We start from the raw sequence: 14852 nt of genomic DNA, 5'->3' as shown, positions 1-14852 counted from the left end.
GGGTTCACGGCTCCTCACCGGGTGTCGGATCATCTGTCGGAATCGGGTGGGCCGCGACGACGAGGCGGTGGGTCCTGCCCTCGGGTGCGTCCCCGGCGTGATAGCGCGCCGCGAGTGCGCCCACCGCGTCGGCGAGGTCTTCGGCGAACGACGCCCTGGCGGCGGGCGAGGCGAAGCGGATCTCCGTCTCGATCGTGAGCGTCGACAGCCGCTGCCCGGCGGCGTCGGCCTCGCGGGCGAGGCGTCCCACCTCCCGGATGAGCCGGGCGGCGACGGCGACCAGATAGCGAGTGGAGAGCCGGTCGGTGTGCACGGGGTCTGCCGCTGTGGCACCGAGGGCCTCGGCCGATACGACGTAGGAGCTGGCCGAGGCCACCATGATGCGCTCGGTCAAGCCGCGGCGCTGACGCTCCTCGACCAGGCGGACGAGGCCGTGTTCTTCGAGTGCCCCGAGGTGGTAGTTGACCTTCTGGCGCGACTCCCCGAGACGTCGGGCCACCGTCGTCGCGGAGCCGGGCTGGGACAGGACCGCGAGGATCCGGGCGCGCACGGGGGACAGCGCAGCCATGGCGACCGCGGCGTCGTCGATCACCTCCAGATCGGGCACCTGCGCTTCGGGCACGTCCTGGACGAGCAGATCCGTTTCTCGCACAGGCCCGATGGTGCTATTGACAGTTCTTCTTGTCAATAGCTGTCGCGGGCCTGCTCACACACCCCACAGGGCGACGAAGCGCCGCATCGAACGGGTGGCGGCGGTGGCGTCTCCGGTCGCCAGGACGTCGATCAGCAGCCCGCGGCTCACCGCAACAGCGAGCCGTAGCTCGTCCGCATCCAACTCGACACCGATCATCTCGGCGACCTCTGCAGCAACGTCCATCCACGGCTCGGTCAGTCCCTCCCCACCGGTGGCGGCAACACACTCGAAGAAGAGGCGCACGAAAGGGAGCATCTCGGGCGCGGCGGTCCGGTACCACAGCGTCATGACCAGATCGGCCACACCATCCGCCTCGGCCGCCAACTCCACGAGCAGCTCCCGCTGGGCGGATTCCACCCTCTGTACCAGCGCCCCGACGAGGCCGGCGCGCGAGCCGAAGTGGTAGTGCAGCATCCGGTGACTCGACCCGACCGCCGCCGCGAGGTCACGCAGGCTTCGATCGGCGAGTCCGTTGGTTGTGGCCTCCGTGAGAATCCGGTCGAGGAGGTCGTCGCGCGCATCAGGCATGCCGCAAGTGTAGACGAAGTCTGTACCAGTTGGTACACTCTTGGCCATGAGACTCGAACACAGCATCGACATCGACGCCCCGCTCGACCGCGTCTGGGGACTCACCCTCGACGTCGAGTCGTGGCCCGAACACACGCCGACGATGACCAGCGTCCAACGACTCGACACCGACGAGTTCGACGTGGGATCGAAGGTCAGGATCAAACAACCTGGCCAGGCAGCCCGGGTCTGGACGGTCAGCGAACTACAGGCCGAGGAGCGATTCGCCTGGTCCACGAGGGCGATGGGTACGAAGATGACGGCCACCCACGAACTGCGTCCCGCCGGGTCGACCACGACCAACACGCTCATCGTCGACATCGAGGGTCCGCTCTCGGGCATCGTCGGCCGCCTCGTGCGGCGCCCGATCCTGAGTGCCATCCGCACCGAGAACGAGGGATTCAAGACCGCGGCGGAGAGCTGACCCTCCCCCCCCCCCTCCCCCGTCAGGTCACCGCGCGACCTCGACTCGGGTCGACAGCCCTCAGAGGGGCGACGTCACCAGTGAGCGGTGCTCGGTGGGGGTCACGCCGCGCACGCGCTTGAAGGCCGCGCTGAGTGAGAACGGGGTGCTGTAGCCCACCGCAGCGGCCACGGATCCGACGGTGGCCCTGGGCTCATGCAGGAGATCGGCGGCGAGCGCGAGCCTCGTGTTCGTCAGATAGGTCATCGGCGGCTCCCCCACCAAATCGTTGAACCGGCGTGCGAATGCGGCACGCGACATGCCGATCTCTCTCGCGAGGTTCGCGACCGTCCAGGGATGCGACGGGTTGTTGTCCATGAGTCGCAGGGCGTGCCCGATGGTCGGATCACTCTGGGCCTGATACCACGCCGGCGGCTCGGCCTCGGGACGGGCGAACCAGGCTCGGAGCGCGGCGATGAGCACCAGGTCCAACAGCCGGTCGAGCACCGCTCCCTGGCCCGCTGCGTCACGGACCACCTCTTCGCACAGCAAGGGCACGAGTGGGCAGTCCCAGTCGTCGGCAGCGAGGGAGAGCACCGGCGGAAGTGCCCGCATGAGCTGGTGGCTTACGTCTCCCATGGACTCGTAGGTCCCCACGATCATGACGTCGTCACCTTCGGGGTCGTTGCCCCACGACCGCACACCGAGGCTCATCGCCTCGGCCATGGGACGGCCATTCGGCGTGACACAGACCTGGTCCGCGAGGATCTCGACGTCGGGTGGGGTCCCCGGGTGATCGGCGACGATGTAGTGGCCGGGGCCGCGGGCCACCGCGACGTCGCCCATCCCCAGACGGACCGGATCACCCTCGTCGGGGACGATCCACGCCGAACCCGACGCGATCGCCATCACGGTCAGTGGAGCTTCGTCCATCACTCTGAGCGACCACGGAGGGCTCATCACACATCGCAGCAGGAAGGCGCTGCGGGCCCGGGGTCCATCCAGAAGTCCGACCAGTTCGTCCATCAACGAGACTGTAGACGATCACGTATGTATCTGATCGTCTGACCCATGGAGCGTCTCATCGATCCGTCGGAAGATGCCCTCATGATGAACACGAGACAGACCACCACAACCACTCCGACCACCACCGTGGTGATCGGCGCCACCGGCAAGACCGGGCGCCGCGTCGCCGAGCGTATGTCCGTCGTCGGCTCCACGGTTCGAGCTGCTTCCCGCTCGGGCGAAGTCCACTTCGACTGGAACGACCGCACGACGTGGACACCTGCGCTGACCGGCGCCGACGCCGCCTACATCACCTACTACCCCGACCTCGCCCTTCCCGGCGCGGCCGACGTCGTCGGAGCCTTTGCCGAGTTGGCGGTGGCGCACGACGTGCGCCGCCTCGTCCTGTTGTCGGGACGCGGCGAGGAAGGAGCCCGCCTCGCTGAACAGCGCGTGCAGGACTCCGGCGCCGACTGGACACTGGTGCGGTGCGCCTTCTTCAACCAGAACTTCGACGAGGCGTTCGCCGACGCCATCCGCGCCGGCGTCCTCGCCGTCCCCGGCGGCCAGACGGTCGAACCGTTCCTCGACGCGGATGACATCGCAGACGTCGTCGTCGCCGCACTCACCGACGAGCGTCACATCGGACAGCTCTACGAGCTGACCGGACCGCGATTGATGAGCTTCGGCGACGTCGCCACGGAGCTCTCCGCCGTGCTCGGCCATGAGGTCCGTCGCGTGCCGTTGAGCACCGCGGAGTTCACCGCGGAGCTGATAGCCGCGGGATTCCCCGAGGGCGAGGCCGTCCCCATCGCCGAACTGTTCGCCGAGGTCCTCGACGGACGCAACTCCCACCTGACCGACGGGGTGATGCAGGCACTTGGGCGTGAACCCCGTGACTTCGCCGACTACGCCCGCGACGCCGCCGCGACCGGCGTCTGGGACCGTGCCGGGGTCCCGTCATGAGTCCGCTGCTGCGCACACTGACGATCGTCTGCGCCGTCGGAGCGGCGACCGCCGCCGGCACTTTCTTCACCTTCTCGACCTTCACGATGAACGGACTGAAGCGCCTTCCCCCCTCCCAGGGAGCGAGCGCCATGCAGTCCATCAACCGCGAGGCACCCTCGCCGCTGTTCATGATCCTGTTGTTCGGAACCGGCGCAGCCCTGGCCGTGCTGGGGGTGCGGGCGGCCCTGAACCTCGACGACCCGGCGGCGAAGTACCACCTCGCGGCTGCGGGCATCTACCTCGTCGGCGTGGTGTTGCTGACCATCGGCTACCACGTCCCCCGCAACGACCTGCTCGACGCCGTCGATCCGGTCGGCGCGGAGGGGGTTGCGTACTGGGGCACCTACCTGCGGGAGTGGGTGGCGATGAACCACGTCCGCACTGTCGCTCCCCTCGTCTCAGCCGTCCTGCTGTCGGTCTCGCTGCAACTCGACTGATGCCGATCAGACGTCGCCGGTACCGGCGGGACCTACCCCTCGAGGACCCGCCGGTACACGGCGATGTAGCGGTCGACCATCGTGGAAGCGCTGAACCGTTCGACGGCGCGGGCGCGGATTGCAGAGCGATCCAGGTCGGCGACACGATCCACGGCAGCCGTCGCCCCGGCCTCCCCGGTCACCAGGAAGCCGTCGCGGCCGTTCTCGATCAGCTCGGGCATCGAGCCACGTGCGTAGGCGATCACCGGGGTCCCACACGCCATCGCCTCGACCACGCTGAAGCCGAACGGCTCGTCGAAGTCGATGAGGTGGAGCAGACCGTGGGCTCCGCCGAGGACCTCGCTGCGCTCAGCGGGGCCGACGGAGCCGATGAACCGAACCCGATCACCGTCGAGGTGGGGTTCGACCTCTTCGGTGAAGTACCGCTCGTCCTGGACGATGCCCGCGATGACCAGCGGCCGGCCGGCGAGGCGTGCCACAGAGATTGCGTTCGCAGTGCCCTTGTCGGGATGGATCCGCCCGAAGAAGAGCAGGTGCCCACCGGGATCCGGGTGCACGGCAAAGGCCCCCACGTCGATTCCGTGGTGGATGGTGGCTGCGTAGTTCAGGCGCGGATGGCGGTCGGCGTCGCTGATCGCCACATACGTGGTGGTCGGGTCGTAGCGCTCGTACACGGGAACGATGCGCTCCGAGGAGAACCCGTGGATCGTGGTCACGACGGGGGTGTCGACGAGGCCGCTGTAGGTGAGCGGCAGGAAGTCGAAGCCGTTGTGGATGATGTCGAAGTCTCCGGCGTGCTCGAACACGTCGGCGATGTGCACACACTCCGCGACCTTCGGGTCGATCCCCTCGTCTTCGGACCAGCCCGTGGGCGATGTCGCACGGAGCCGGGCGGCGGTCACCGAATCCGAGGTGGCGAACAACGTCACGTCATGGCCCCGTGCGACGAGGCCCTCCGTGAGCAGGGACGCGAAGAGTTCCCAGGGGCCGTAGTGACGTGGCGGCGTCCGCCACGAGACCGGAGCGATGACGGCCACTCTCAACACCGGATGGGTGGTGGCAATTCGTGAGTCGGCGACACCGACGACGCTACCCGCACCCCTACCCATCGGGTGGAGAAAGGCGTAGACTATTGCGGTACCTCTTGGAACAGACGCCCCGCTTGGGCTGGACGGCCAGTACCGGTTTCGTCGCCCTCCGCAGGCCTGTCGCCTCGACCGAGCTGACCTTGGAGCTCAGTCATGCACAGATCCCTGCCTGCCCGTCCCACTCCTGAGAGCGGCGACGACACAACCCGCAGCTTCTCGATGTTGTCGACGTTCCCACCCACCGAGTGTGGGATAGCAACGTTCGCTGCCGCGCTCACGGCAGGCCTCATCGCGAACGGTGGCACCGTCGATGTCGTGCGATGTGGCCCGGTGCCGACCTTCGAGGACGCATCGGTGCTCGGCACCATCGACCCGGACGACACGGCTGGACTTCCGCCGGCTCTCGACGTACTCAACCAGACCGATGTGGCGATCATCCAGCACGAGTTCGGCCTCTACGGAGGCCCCGACGGTGCCGATGTCGTACCCCTCGCGGAGAGCATCGTGGTCCCTCTGATCCTCGTCGCCCACACGGTGCCGAGCAGGCCTTCGGAGAACCAGAAGGCCGTGCTCGAACGGATCTGCAACCGCGCCGATGCCGTCGTCGTGATGACCGAGACCGCCAGCGCGCGTCTCGTTGCGGGGTTCGACGTCCCCGCCGCGAAGGTCACCGTGATCCCCCATGGGGCGGCGACACCTCCGGCCACGGGGGAGATGGATCTGACCCATCTCGAGCGGCACGCGCCGCGCCTGTTGACCTGGGGGCTGCTCGGGCCGGGGAAGGGCATCGAGTGGGCCATCGACGCGGTCGCCCGACTCAGCGATCTCCGGCCACACCCCGAGTACGTCATCGCAGGTGCGACTCACCCCAAGGTGCTTGCGCACGCGGGTGAGTCCTACCGGCGGATGCTCGCCGATCGCGCTGCGTCCTCAGCAGCGGCGGCACACATCTCCTTCGACGACGCCTATCGGGATCTCGCTTCGCTGACGGACCTCATCCGATCCGCCGACGTTGTGGTCCTCCCCTACGACTCGACCGACCAGGTCACCTCCGGCGTCCTCGTCGACGCGGTCGCAGCCGGTCGACCCGTCGTGTCGACAGCGTTCCCCCACGCCGTGGAGTTGCTCGGGACCGGCGCGGGTCTCGTAGTACCCCAGTGCGACTCCGCAGCCCTCGCGGGCGCGCTGCGGTCGGTTCTCACAAGACCCGGCCTCGCGGCGTCGATGTCCGCCGAGGCGCGGAGACTGGCTCCCGGGCTCGCCTGGACAGCCGTCGCCACCCGCTACGACGACCTCGCGGAACGTCTCCTCGCCGAGCGTGGGGCGGTGCGGCCGTGACCGTGTCGATGTTCGACCATCTGCTGTCGATGAGCGACGACATCGGACTGTTCGAGCACGCTGAGCTCGCCGTCGCCCGACCCGAGCACGGCTACTGCACCGATGACATGGCCCGGCTGCTCGTCGTCATCTCGCGCGAGAGCGAACCGGACCGACCGGTGCGCGAACTCGCCCGCACTGCGATCAAGTTCCTCGCCGGAGCCCAGCGTGTCGACGGGAAGATCCGCAATCGACGAAGTGCCCGGGGACGTTGGAGCGGCGGGCACTCGGTCGACGACTGCTGGGGGCGCAGCCTCTGGGCGTTCGGTACCGCAGCGCGCCTCGCTCCCGAGGAGTGGATGCGCCAGAGCTGCCTGGCCTACTTCGGCCACGGAATCCAACAACGGTCCCCGTCGCCGCGGGCGATGGCGTTCGCTGCGCTCGGCGCGGTCGACGTCGCAACGGCTCATCCGACCCACCGGGGCGCCCGCCTGCTTCTCAACGATGCCGTCACGACCATCGGACGCCCCGCGTCGAACCGGGACTGGCCGTGGCCCGAGGAGCGGCTGGCCTACGCGAACGCGGCCCTGGCCGAAGCGCTGATGGCGGCCGGTGACCTCCTCGGCCGCCCGGAGGTGACCGGGGACGGCATCACGATGCTCCGCTGGCTGCTCGATCGCGAAACCGTCGGCTCCCACCTCTCCCCCACCCCGGTCGACGGCGCAGGACCGGCGGACACCCCGCCGGCGTTCGACCAGCAGCCCATCGAGGTCGCGGCCATGGCCGACGCATGCCACCGCGCCTATCTGGTCACCGACGACGCCGAATGGCTCCGGGGCATCGAGATGGCCGCGGAGTGGTTCGCCGGCGACAACGACGCCGGCATTGCGATGTGGGACTCGGAAACCGGCGGCGGCTACGACGGACTCCATACCTCCGGCCCGAACATGAACCAGGGCGCCGAGTCGACGCTCGCGCTGGTGTCGGTGCGTCAACACGCCCGGCATCTCGTGACGACGAACGGTCATGCCCGGGCAAGCTCTCTCTTCGCCTAACGGCGATACCTACCGCGACGTCAGGCGGGTGAGCAGTTCGTCGAGGTTGACCGTGGCGATGCCGGCTCCCACGTCGGCGAAGCCGTAGGGCAGAACGAGATGTCCGTCGACGAGCATGCTTCCGCAGGAGTACACGACGTTGGGCACATACCCCTCGCGTTCGCTCGCTTCTGGAGCCAGCAACGGCTCATCGAGCTGTCCGACCAGACGAGCCGGGTCGTCGATGTCGAGCAGAATCGCGCCGAGGCTGTAGCGACGGAACGGGCCGACACCGTGGGTGACCACGAGCCACCCGGCCTCGGTCTCGAGCGGTGACCCGCAATTGCCGAGCTGGATGAGCTCCCACGGCAGCTGCGGCTCCTGGATCCTCTCGGCGTCACTCCACACCCTCACGTCCGGTGACCGCATCACGTAGTTGTTCATGTTGTCATGACGCCCGAGCGCCATGAACTGACCGTCGACCATCCGCGGGAAGAGGGCGATGCCCTTGTTGCGGGCGCACGCTCCACTCAGCGTTGCGACCCGGTAGCTGACGAAGTCCGTCGTCTCGAGGAGCTGGGGAAGGATCTGATGACCATCGAAAGCCGTGTACGTCCCGTAGTAGACGACCGTCCCGTCGTCGCGAATGAACCTGACGAGTCTGACATCTTCCATGCCCTGGCTCTCGGTGGGACCACTCGGGAAAATGACCCGCTCGGAGATCTCACTATCGGGTGCGAAATCCACCCGGTAGTTCGACGATGCAAGCCACTCGAAGACGTGGGTCGTCTCAGCCGAAAGAATGCGCTCGGCGGCATGCTCGGTCGAAGGGTGAAGGGCGGCATCGAGCTCCTGGTTGGTGAAGTCGTCGGGGAGACTCCCGAGCACGGTGCGTGCCAGTTGGTTGAGGACGCCGAGTTCGCCGAGCTTCGCCTCGAAGAACGCCTTGTCGTAGACGACGCCCGCCCTCCGCCCCGTTGTGGCATAGCGCGTCGGGGGGTCGAGGCTCACGGTCAGGTCGCGGCCGATGAGGCCGGTGCGGAACTCGATGGACGAGAGATGACCTTCGCCGACGGCGCGCAGACTCATCACGAACCGGGCGCTGGCGTCACCGAGATCTTCCTGGTCCGGCGCGAGCACCATCGAGGGGTTGCCGAGCGCAGCCGCTTCGATCGAGTACTCGTGGGAGAAGTAGGCCCCGATCAGGAGGCGTCTCTCGGACGACGCTCCGTCAGCGACGGCAACGCGGGTGGCAACGGTGTCGAAGTGTGACGCCAGAACGGTCCGAAGGTCACGGTGTCGCTCGCCGAAGTCGACCAGTACGGCATCCAGCGTCGCGTGGACCGCGGACTCGTCCATCGCCATGATCCGCTCGACGACGACTTCGGTCCGCGAACGTCCCTCGACGACGACGTCGTCGCCGGAGAGGAACGGCTTCACGATCACCCTGCGGGCATCGGGAACAATACGAACATCGGCACAACGGGTGACGGGGAGAGCGTTCATGAGCGGGCCTCCCGGCATCAGCCGATCAGATCGTCCACCGACATCAGCAGACCGCGCTCAACGTACTGGCTGACATCACCCATTGAGCGGTGTTCGTCGGGGGGCGATCCGTCGAACTATTTGTCCCAGGCCTTGTGAGCCTGGGTCTTTGCTTCCTGCTTCTCGTGCTTCGCGGCTCGCTTTTCTTTGAGCGAACGGCCGGGCTTCTTGGATTGTCCTGATGGAGCCGATTTGTTTGCCATGATGCAGCCTACGTCGAATCCACCTTCGGAAGCGGCTAATGGGTTCCGGCGAGGCGAACCCAGCCACCACATTGGCCGCCATAGGCTGGACGATGCGGTGCGCGCCTGATCACCAGATGTAGCCGGCGACCTTCTTCTCGAGGACCCTGCCGTCGAATGCGCGCGTAGCGGGTCCCCCGCCCGCTCCGTAGCAGACGTGTAGCGGTAGCAGGTGCTCCTCACGCGGGTGGTTGTAGCGGGCCGAGGGAGCGTCCTTCCACCGACTGAGCCGGCTGCGACGCTCGTCCTCGTCGATCGACGTGTCGGTGCAGACCGTCTCGAGCCACGCGTCGAACGCCTCGTTCTCGTGGTCCACTCCACTGGCCGGGTTGGCGGGCCCGAAGGCGTTCATGTTGTGGAAGCTCAGCCCTGACCCGAGGATCAGGACGTCGTCGTCCACGACGGAGGCGATGGCGGCGCCCATGTCGATGTGGCGGGCCGGGTCCAGGTCTCGCAGCATCGAGAGCTGAACCACAGGGATGTCGGCGTCGGGGTACATCAACATCAGCGGGACGAACATCCCGTGGTCGAAGCCGCGTCCCGTGTCGAGCGAGGCGTCGAAGCCCCCGGCTCCGAGCAGTTCCACGAGCCGGTCGGCGAGATCAGGGGCACCCGGTGCCGGGTACTTCAACCGGTAGGTCTCGGGCGGAAAACCCGTGTAGTCGTAGATGAGCGGTGGCGCCGCGCCGGCCGTGACCGTCGGCCCGGAACACTCCCAGTGTGCGCTCACGACCACGATGGCCTTCGGGCGCCCCAACGTCGTGTGCGCGCCCCGGAGGAACTTCACGATCTGGTTGTGGGATGGTTCACCCATCAGCGGCAGGGGGCCGCCACCGTGTGGGATGTAGAGAATTCGGCCTGTCATGGCACCGAGGATAGGGAGCCGTGGAGGCGGGCCGGTTCCACGGGCCGCCACTGGCTCCAGGGCGGCCCCTTGGATTGCGTGGGGCACGGCCACGTCGGGGATAATCAGTCGCTGTGAGCTGTCTCGAAGGGCGCCGCTGACATGCCGACTCCCCTACCAGGTCCGGGTTCCCCGACCATGGGCCCGCCGGACCGGGACGAGGTCATTCACATCACCCGCGGCCTGAAGACGGCAATGCAACCCGAAGGCGGGCTGACGGAGTTGCAGACCCAGGTGCTGACCGCCATCACCACTTCGATGACCGGATACGAACTCGACGTCGCCGAGCTCGAACCACTCGGACCCGTCGAGTTCGCGGAGGGGCTCGCCGGCCGGGACCTGAGGTTCCGCACCGAGATGACGCAGCTGATGGAACTCGGCCACATGATCCTCGAGGCCCCGGACCTCGCCGTGGCCGACCGGATCGTGTCGTTCGCGGCAGAGCTGGACCTGGACACCGCGCCGCTGCAGAAGGCGCGTGCCCTCGCCACGGGCTCGGCCCAGCTCGTCGCGGCCGACATCGACCGTGCGACGTACATCACACGTCTCGACCTCAGCAGCTTCACGCCTCTGCGGTCCGAGGACGACCACGTCCGAGCGTGGTCCTCGACAGTCGACAGCCCGGAACTCCTGGCCAAGTGGCGGGCCCTCGGTGAGCTGGAGAAGGGAACCCTCGGCCGGGCGGTGCACGACTTCTATCAGGCGCGGGGTTTCCGCTTCCCGGGAGAGCCGGGATCGGTTCCGCCGCTGCTCGCCCAACACGACTGGGTTCACGTCCTGGCCGACTACGGCAGCCGACTCGAGGCCGAGATCGAGGTCTTCGCCTTCATGGCGAGGGCGAGCGACAATCCCGAGGCGTTCGCCCTGTTGGGCATGGCCATCACGCTCTTCCACACGGGTCTGCTGCCCTCCGCCGCCGGCTTTTTCGAAGCGGACAAGGGAAACCTTGCGAAGGACGGGATGCCCGAGCGGCTCGCCGACGCCTTTCGGCGGGGAGCGCTCGGCAGAGGCAGCGTCGACTACATCGCCCTCGACTATTTCTCGATGGCTCACCGCCCGCTCGACGACGTACGCCGCGATTTCGGCATCACCGCCAAGTCGGATGCTGCCGTCGCCGCCGGTTCGCGGGGACCGTTCGAACCCGGCGGGATCAGCGAAGCGCAGATCGAAGCGGGACGGCGGATGGCCGAAACGCTCGGCCGCCCCTACGACGCCCAGGGGGCCCTGGGCTGAGCATCGGCCCACCGCAGGGAGCGTCATTCCCCGAGGTCGCCGGCTTGTCGATGGAGTCGGGCGATACGCCGGCCGACCTGGGCCATCGTCGCACGCAGCTCGCTAGGGAGGAGGACCTCGACCTCGGGGCCGAACGCCATCAGCTCACGCACTGCGGAATCGTAGGAATCGAACCGGAACGACCCCTCGACCCAGTCGGGGCGATCCGCGGGAGGGTCGGCATGGGGCCGTTGGCGCCAGCCCTCGGGGCTGCCTCTCACCGATGCCAACCGCAACGCTGCGGGAGAGAGGCGGACCCGGACGCGACGGAGCCGACCCGGGGGCGACCCGAACCCCGGCGGGAGCGGCGGCACCGTCTGTTCGAACGTGTCCAGCAGCTCGAACCCCCCGCCCGGACCGCGCTGCCCGTACACGGGAACCCCCGCCCCTGAGAGAACCTCGATGTCGCGCAACACGGTCCGCTCGCAGACCTGCAACCTGTCCGCCAGCTCGGCCGCGGTGTGTCGCCCGCCGTTCTGGAGGACGAGCAGGAGATTCACCAACCGACCCGCACGCACCGGCCACCTCCGCCCCGCTTTGACTCCGCCCCGGACGGTTTCCCGTAATTCATGACACATGGTGTCATGAAGCAGCGCTCATGATCTCCCAGCGGGTCACGTCCGGCCCGCAGACACACCATCGAGGAGCAGGAAGCGATGCCCGATCACGTCGAGGGAAGTGGAACCCCCGAGGACCCCTGGATACTCACGACTCCGCCCGGGAAGTCCGAGTTCGACGCCTGGCGAGACGAGAACTCCGACCCTCCCGCGCTGGTGGTCCGTGTCGGCTCCACCACGCTGCGTTATCGCCTGAGCTGCATCGAGGACCTGCACGCAATGCTCGTCGAGAATGGGGATTGGGTCGCACTTGGCAATGCCGATGAGCAGAAGGAGGCGAAGCCCGACACGGTCGAAGCGTGGGCTCGCTCGACCGACAACCCGGTTGGCGGCTGGTACGGGCTGCGCAAGGGTTATCGGGGCCGGTTCGGGAACTACGTCCCCCCGGTACTCGAGCACCTCGGCCTCGCCGAGGTGGAGCACAATGCCCGGAACAACCGCATGCGCGCCATCCCCTGAGCCGCGCCCACACGATCCGATCAGCGTCAAACCCGTCCCCGGCCACACGGTCTCGACGCGCCTCACGATCGGCACTCTCAGCGCCATCGGTGCGCTCCATGTCGCGTGGGGGCGCCGGTCCGGCTTTTCCTTCGCGACCCGCATCTGAACGACCGCGTCATGGGACGGCAGGTCACGCCATCCCCCGCTACCTGCTCTGCTGGTCGCTGGCAGCGCCTCCGACGCCTTCCGACGACTCGATCGCACGCTCTACTCCCCGCTGTGCGCATCTCCCGCCTTCGGTGCTCACCGAGCCACACGCCGACCACCTTTGGCAGACCCGGTGCGGACGGCCCGACAGTGTCGAGAGTCGAGCACATCGAGCTATCGGACGCGTCTCGGACCTGACCGCTGACCTCGAAGTCATCCAGGTGGTGGGTGATGTCGTCGGAGCGCACGTCTCACTCCAACGGTCGAGCGTCACCCAGCTCGGCGGCACGCCGTTCTGGGAGCCACGAGCGGTCGGCGCCACGACGGCCACTGGTAGTCTCCCGCGGTGAAGAGACCCCTGTCCCTGGTTGCCATCTGCCTGTTGACCGCTTTTCTCACATCGTGCGGGGGTGGCGGCGAGGGGAACGACACGGTCGCCGAACCGCCCACCGAAACGCCGACGACGCCTGCGCCCGAACCCACCGAGACGCCCGACGACGAGCTCACCTCGGTCCGTGCCCTCGGACGGGTGTGCGACACCGGCGAAGGTTTCGGCGACCTTCCCGTCTACGACCCGACCACACCGGGCCCACACCCCATTGCTGTGCTGGTCGAGAACGAGGACGGCGTCCTGATCGACCCGGGGATCGGCGTCCCACGCGACTGGACGGTCGGAAGCTCCGACGTCGAACTCGCCGAACTCGTGGCCTGCGGGACCCTCACCGAGCGGACTCCGAACGGGGGAACGTGCGACTTCACACGCGAAGACGGCACCGTCTTCACGCTGGACCTCGTCGACGTCACCTACGATCTCGAGATCTTCGAGACGGCCACTGGAGAACCCGTCGGTTCACTACCCCTCGAGGCGTCGAGCGGCGACTGCCCGACCGGGCTCGTCACGTCGATCGAAGAGGGTCAGGCGGGCTACTTCAACGTCTTCATGTTGGAATTCGACGACCCGGCGGTCACCGCTGCACTCGAGCCGTACGTCACCCCGTAGACGTCCGAGCCACCCTTGCACGCGCTCCAGGCTTGGCACTCAGCCCCGACCGGATAGCAGGCCCCGGCCGGACTCGAGAACCTGCGCAGCCTCCGCGATGACCGATGTGACGATGCGCCCTGCCGGTTCGGATCGGTCGACCATGCCTGCGATGGGCCCTGCATACGCTGGAGTGGGGTCGTTGCCCCCGGCATGGTCCGCGTCGCTGTCGGCGGCGAGAAGGCCCGCAAGCTCCTCTTCTCGTCCGACCCATCGATCGAGCCACTGCGTACGCAGGGAACGGGCGCCGATCCCAGCGGGCCAGTTCGACCGCCCGCGACCCTGCGCTATGTCGATCGCCGTCGTCCAGACGGAGTCGTCGGCCGAGGCGGCCAGTACCTGGTCGGGTAGCCGCGGCCAGTCGCTCTCGGCCTCGTCCGACACGATGAAGCGCGTACCCATCAGCGCACCCTGCGCGCCGAGCATCAGAACGGCCGCAAGCCCACGTCCGTCGCCGATGCCGCCCGCGGCGAGCACGGGGATGTGACCGGCGACATCGACCACCTGGGGAAGGAACGGCAACAGCGGGATCGCCCCGGTGTGACCACCGGCGTCGCTGCCCTGCGCGATGATCACGTCGACCCCGACCTCGACCGCCCGGCGGGCCGCCTCCACCGTCTGCACCTGGTTCAACAGGAGCGATCCGGCCCCACGAATGCGCTCGACGTAGGGCGCGGGGTCCCCGAACGAAAGCGTTATCGACGCAACGCCGGCCTCGAGCGCGGCGTCCAGCGGCGACGGGTCGTCCTCGATGAGCCAGGCGATGAAGTTGGCGCTGAAGGGCCGATCGGTCAACGCCTTCACCGCAGCAACCCGCTCGCTCACCTCGGCCGTCGACGCGCCACCCATCGCGACCGAGCCGATGCCGCCGACCGCGGCCACCGCCGCGCACAGTCGTGCGTTCGCGACACCTGCCATGCCCGCGTTCCCGACAGGGTGCTCGACGTCCAACAGGTCGCAGATTTCGGTCCGAACTGCCATCGGGCCAAATCTACTCACGCGGTTCACCGCCCACCGGCGCCCACCCGTCGT

Annotated in this window: 16 protein-coding genes; 8 read left to right on the top strand and 8 right to left on the bottom strand. The window is 67.9% G+C overall.

Annotated features, from left to right (window positions below; translation table 11 throughout):
* Window positions 1-4 precede the first annotated feature (4 nt).
* Window positions 5-652 carry a helix-turn-helix domain-containing protein gene (locus RIE08_10990; GenBank protein ID MEQ8718120.1) on the bottom strand — a complete coding sequence of 216 codons (648 nt, stop codon included), beginning with the start codon at window positions 650-652 and terminating at the stop codon, window positions 5-7.
* 54 nt (window positions 653-706) lie between these two features.
* Window positions 707-1222: a TetR/AcrR family transcriptional regulator gene (locus tag RIE08_10985; GenBank protein MEQ8718119.1), complete on the bottom strand. Its 516-nt coding sequence runs from the start codon at window positions 1220-1222 to the stop codon at window positions 707-709.
* Between the two features lie 46 nt (window positions 1223-1268).
* On the opposite strand from RIE08_10985, the gene RIE08_10980 reads away from it, so the two are divergent.
* Complete coding sequence (locus tag RIE08_10980; protein ID MEQ8718118.1) at window positions 1269-1685, top strand: SRPBCC family protein; 417 nt, start codon at window positions 1269-1271, stop codon at window positions 1683-1685.
* A 60-nt stretch (window positions 1686-1745) separates the two neighbouring features.
* Here the strand turns inward: RIE08_10980 and RIE08_10975 are convergent, their stop codons facing one another.
* Window positions 1746-2690 carry an AraC family transcriptional regulator gene (locus RIE08_10975; protein ID MEQ8718117.1) on the bottom strand — a complete coding sequence of 315 codons (945 nt, stop codon included), beginning with the start codon at window positions 2688-2690 and terminating at the stop codon, window positions 1746-1748.
* A gap of 45 nt (window positions 2691-2735) precedes the next feature.
* On the opposite strand from RIE08_10975, the gene RIE08_10970 reads away from it, so the two are divergent.
* Both RIE08_10970 and RIE08_10965 read left to right on the top strand, forming a co-directional pair.
* Window positions 2736-3635 carry an NAD(P)H-binding protein gene (locus RIE08_10970; protein ID MEQ8718116.1) on the top strand — a complete coding sequence of 300 codons (900 nt, stop codon included), beginning with the start codon at window positions 2736-2738 and terminating at the stop codon, window positions 3633-3635.
* The gene (locus RIE08_10965) at window positions 3632-4114 is read left to right on the top strand and encodes a DUF1772 domain-containing protein (GenBank protein ID MEQ8718115.1); all 483 of its coding nucleotides are present in this window, start codon (window positions 3632-3634) and stop codon (window positions 4112-4114) included. Before RIE08_10970 ends, RIE08_10965 begins: the two co-directional genes overlap by 4 nt.
* Window positions 4115-4146: 32 nt before the next feature.
* Here RIE08_10965 and RIE08_10960 read toward each other — a convergent pair whose 3' ends face one another.
* Window positions 4147-5151, bottom strand: a complete 1005-nt coding sequence (locus tag RIE08_10960) for a glycosyltransferase family 4 protein (protein MEQ8718114.1) — start codon at window positions 5149-5151, stop codon at window positions 4147-4149.
* A 204-nt stretch (window positions 5152-5355) separates the two neighbouring features.
* Between RIE08_10960 and RIE08_10955 the strand changes: the two genes are divergently transcribed.
* Together RIE08_10955 and RIE08_10950 are read left to right on the top strand one after the other, a co-directional pair.
* On the top strand, window positions 5356-6540 hold the full coding sequence (locus RIE08_10955) for a glycosyltransferase (protein MEQ8718113.1): 1185 nt from the start codon (window positions 5356-5358) through the stop codon (window positions 6538-6540).
* Window positions 6537-7574 carry a hypothetical protein gene (locus tag RIE08_10950; GenBank protein MEQ8718112.1) on the top strand — a complete coding sequence of 346 codons (1038 nt, stop codon included), beginning with the start codon at window positions 6537-6539 and terminating at the stop codon, window positions 7572-7574. The genes RIE08_10955 and RIE08_10950 overlap by 4 nt, the downstream gene beginning before the upstream one ends.
* A 9-nt stretch (window positions 7575-7583) precedes the next feature.
* Here RIE08_10950 and RIE08_10945 read toward each other — a convergent pair whose 3' ends face one another.
* Both RIE08_10945 and RIE08_10940 read right to left on the bottom strand, forming a co-directional pair.
* The gene (locus tag RIE08_10945) at window positions 7584-9059 is read right to left on the bottom strand and encodes a glycoside hydrolase family 130 protein (GenBank protein ID MEQ8718111.1); all 1476 of its coding nucleotides are present in this window, start codon (window positions 9057-9059) and stop codon (window positions 7584-7586) included.
* 351 nt (window positions 9060-9410) lie between these two features.
* Entirely contained in the window at window positions 9411-10205 is a 795-nt protein-coding gene (locus RIE08_10940) for a class III extradiol ring-cleavage dioxygenase (GenBank protein MEQ8718110.1), read from the bottom strand.
* A 177-nt stretch (window positions 10206-10382) separates the two neighbouring features.
* Between RIE08_10940 and RIE08_10935 the strand changes: the two genes are divergently transcribed.
* Window positions 10383-11477, top strand: coding sequence for a hypothetical protein (locus RIE08_10935; protein MEQ8718109.1), 1095 nt, complete (start codon window positions 10383-10385; stop codon window positions 11475-11477).
* Window positions 11478-11500: 23 nt separating this feature from the next.
* Here RIE08_10935 and RIE08_10930 read toward each other — a convergent pair whose 3' ends face one another.
* Complete coding sequence (locus RIE08_10930) at window positions 11501-12016, bottom strand: HTH domain-containing protein (GenBank protein MEQ8718108.1); 516 nt, start codon at window positions 12014-12016, stop codon at window positions 11501-11503.
* A gap of 156 nt (window positions 12017-12172) precedes the next feature.
* On the opposite strand from RIE08_10930, the gene RIE08_10925 reads away from it, so the two are divergent.
* Together RIE08_10925 and RIE08_10920 are read left to right on the top strand one after the other, a co-directional pair.
* The gene (locus RIE08_10925; GenBank protein MEQ8718107.1) at window positions 12173-12592 is read left to right on the top strand and encodes a hypothetical protein; all 420 of its coding nucleotides are present in this window, start codon (window positions 12173-12175) and stop codon (window positions 12590-12592) included.
* Window positions 12593-13127: 535 nt separating this feature from the next.
* Window positions 13128-13781 (top strand): hypothetical protein, encoded by a 654-nt coding sequence (locus tag RIE08_10920; protein MEQ8718106.1) that lies wholly within the window; start codon window positions 13128-13130, stop codon window positions 13779-13781.
* Between the two features lie 39 nt (window positions 13782-13820).
* Here the strand turns inward: RIE08_10920 and RIE08_10915 are convergent, their stop codons facing one another.
* Window positions 13821-14801, bottom strand: coding sequence for a nitronate monooxygenase (locus RIE08_10915; GenBank protein MEQ8718105.1), 981 nt, complete (start codon window positions 14799-14801; stop codon window positions 13821-13823).
* Window positions 14802-14852: the final 51 nt, after the last annotated feature.

The organism is Acidimicrobiales bacterium, assembly GCA_040219085.1.
Lineage (GTDB): Bacteria > Actinomycetota > Acidimicrobiia > Acidimicrobiales > JAVJTC01 > JAVJTC01.
This window is presented reverse-complemented; position numbering and strand designations above follow the sequence as displayed.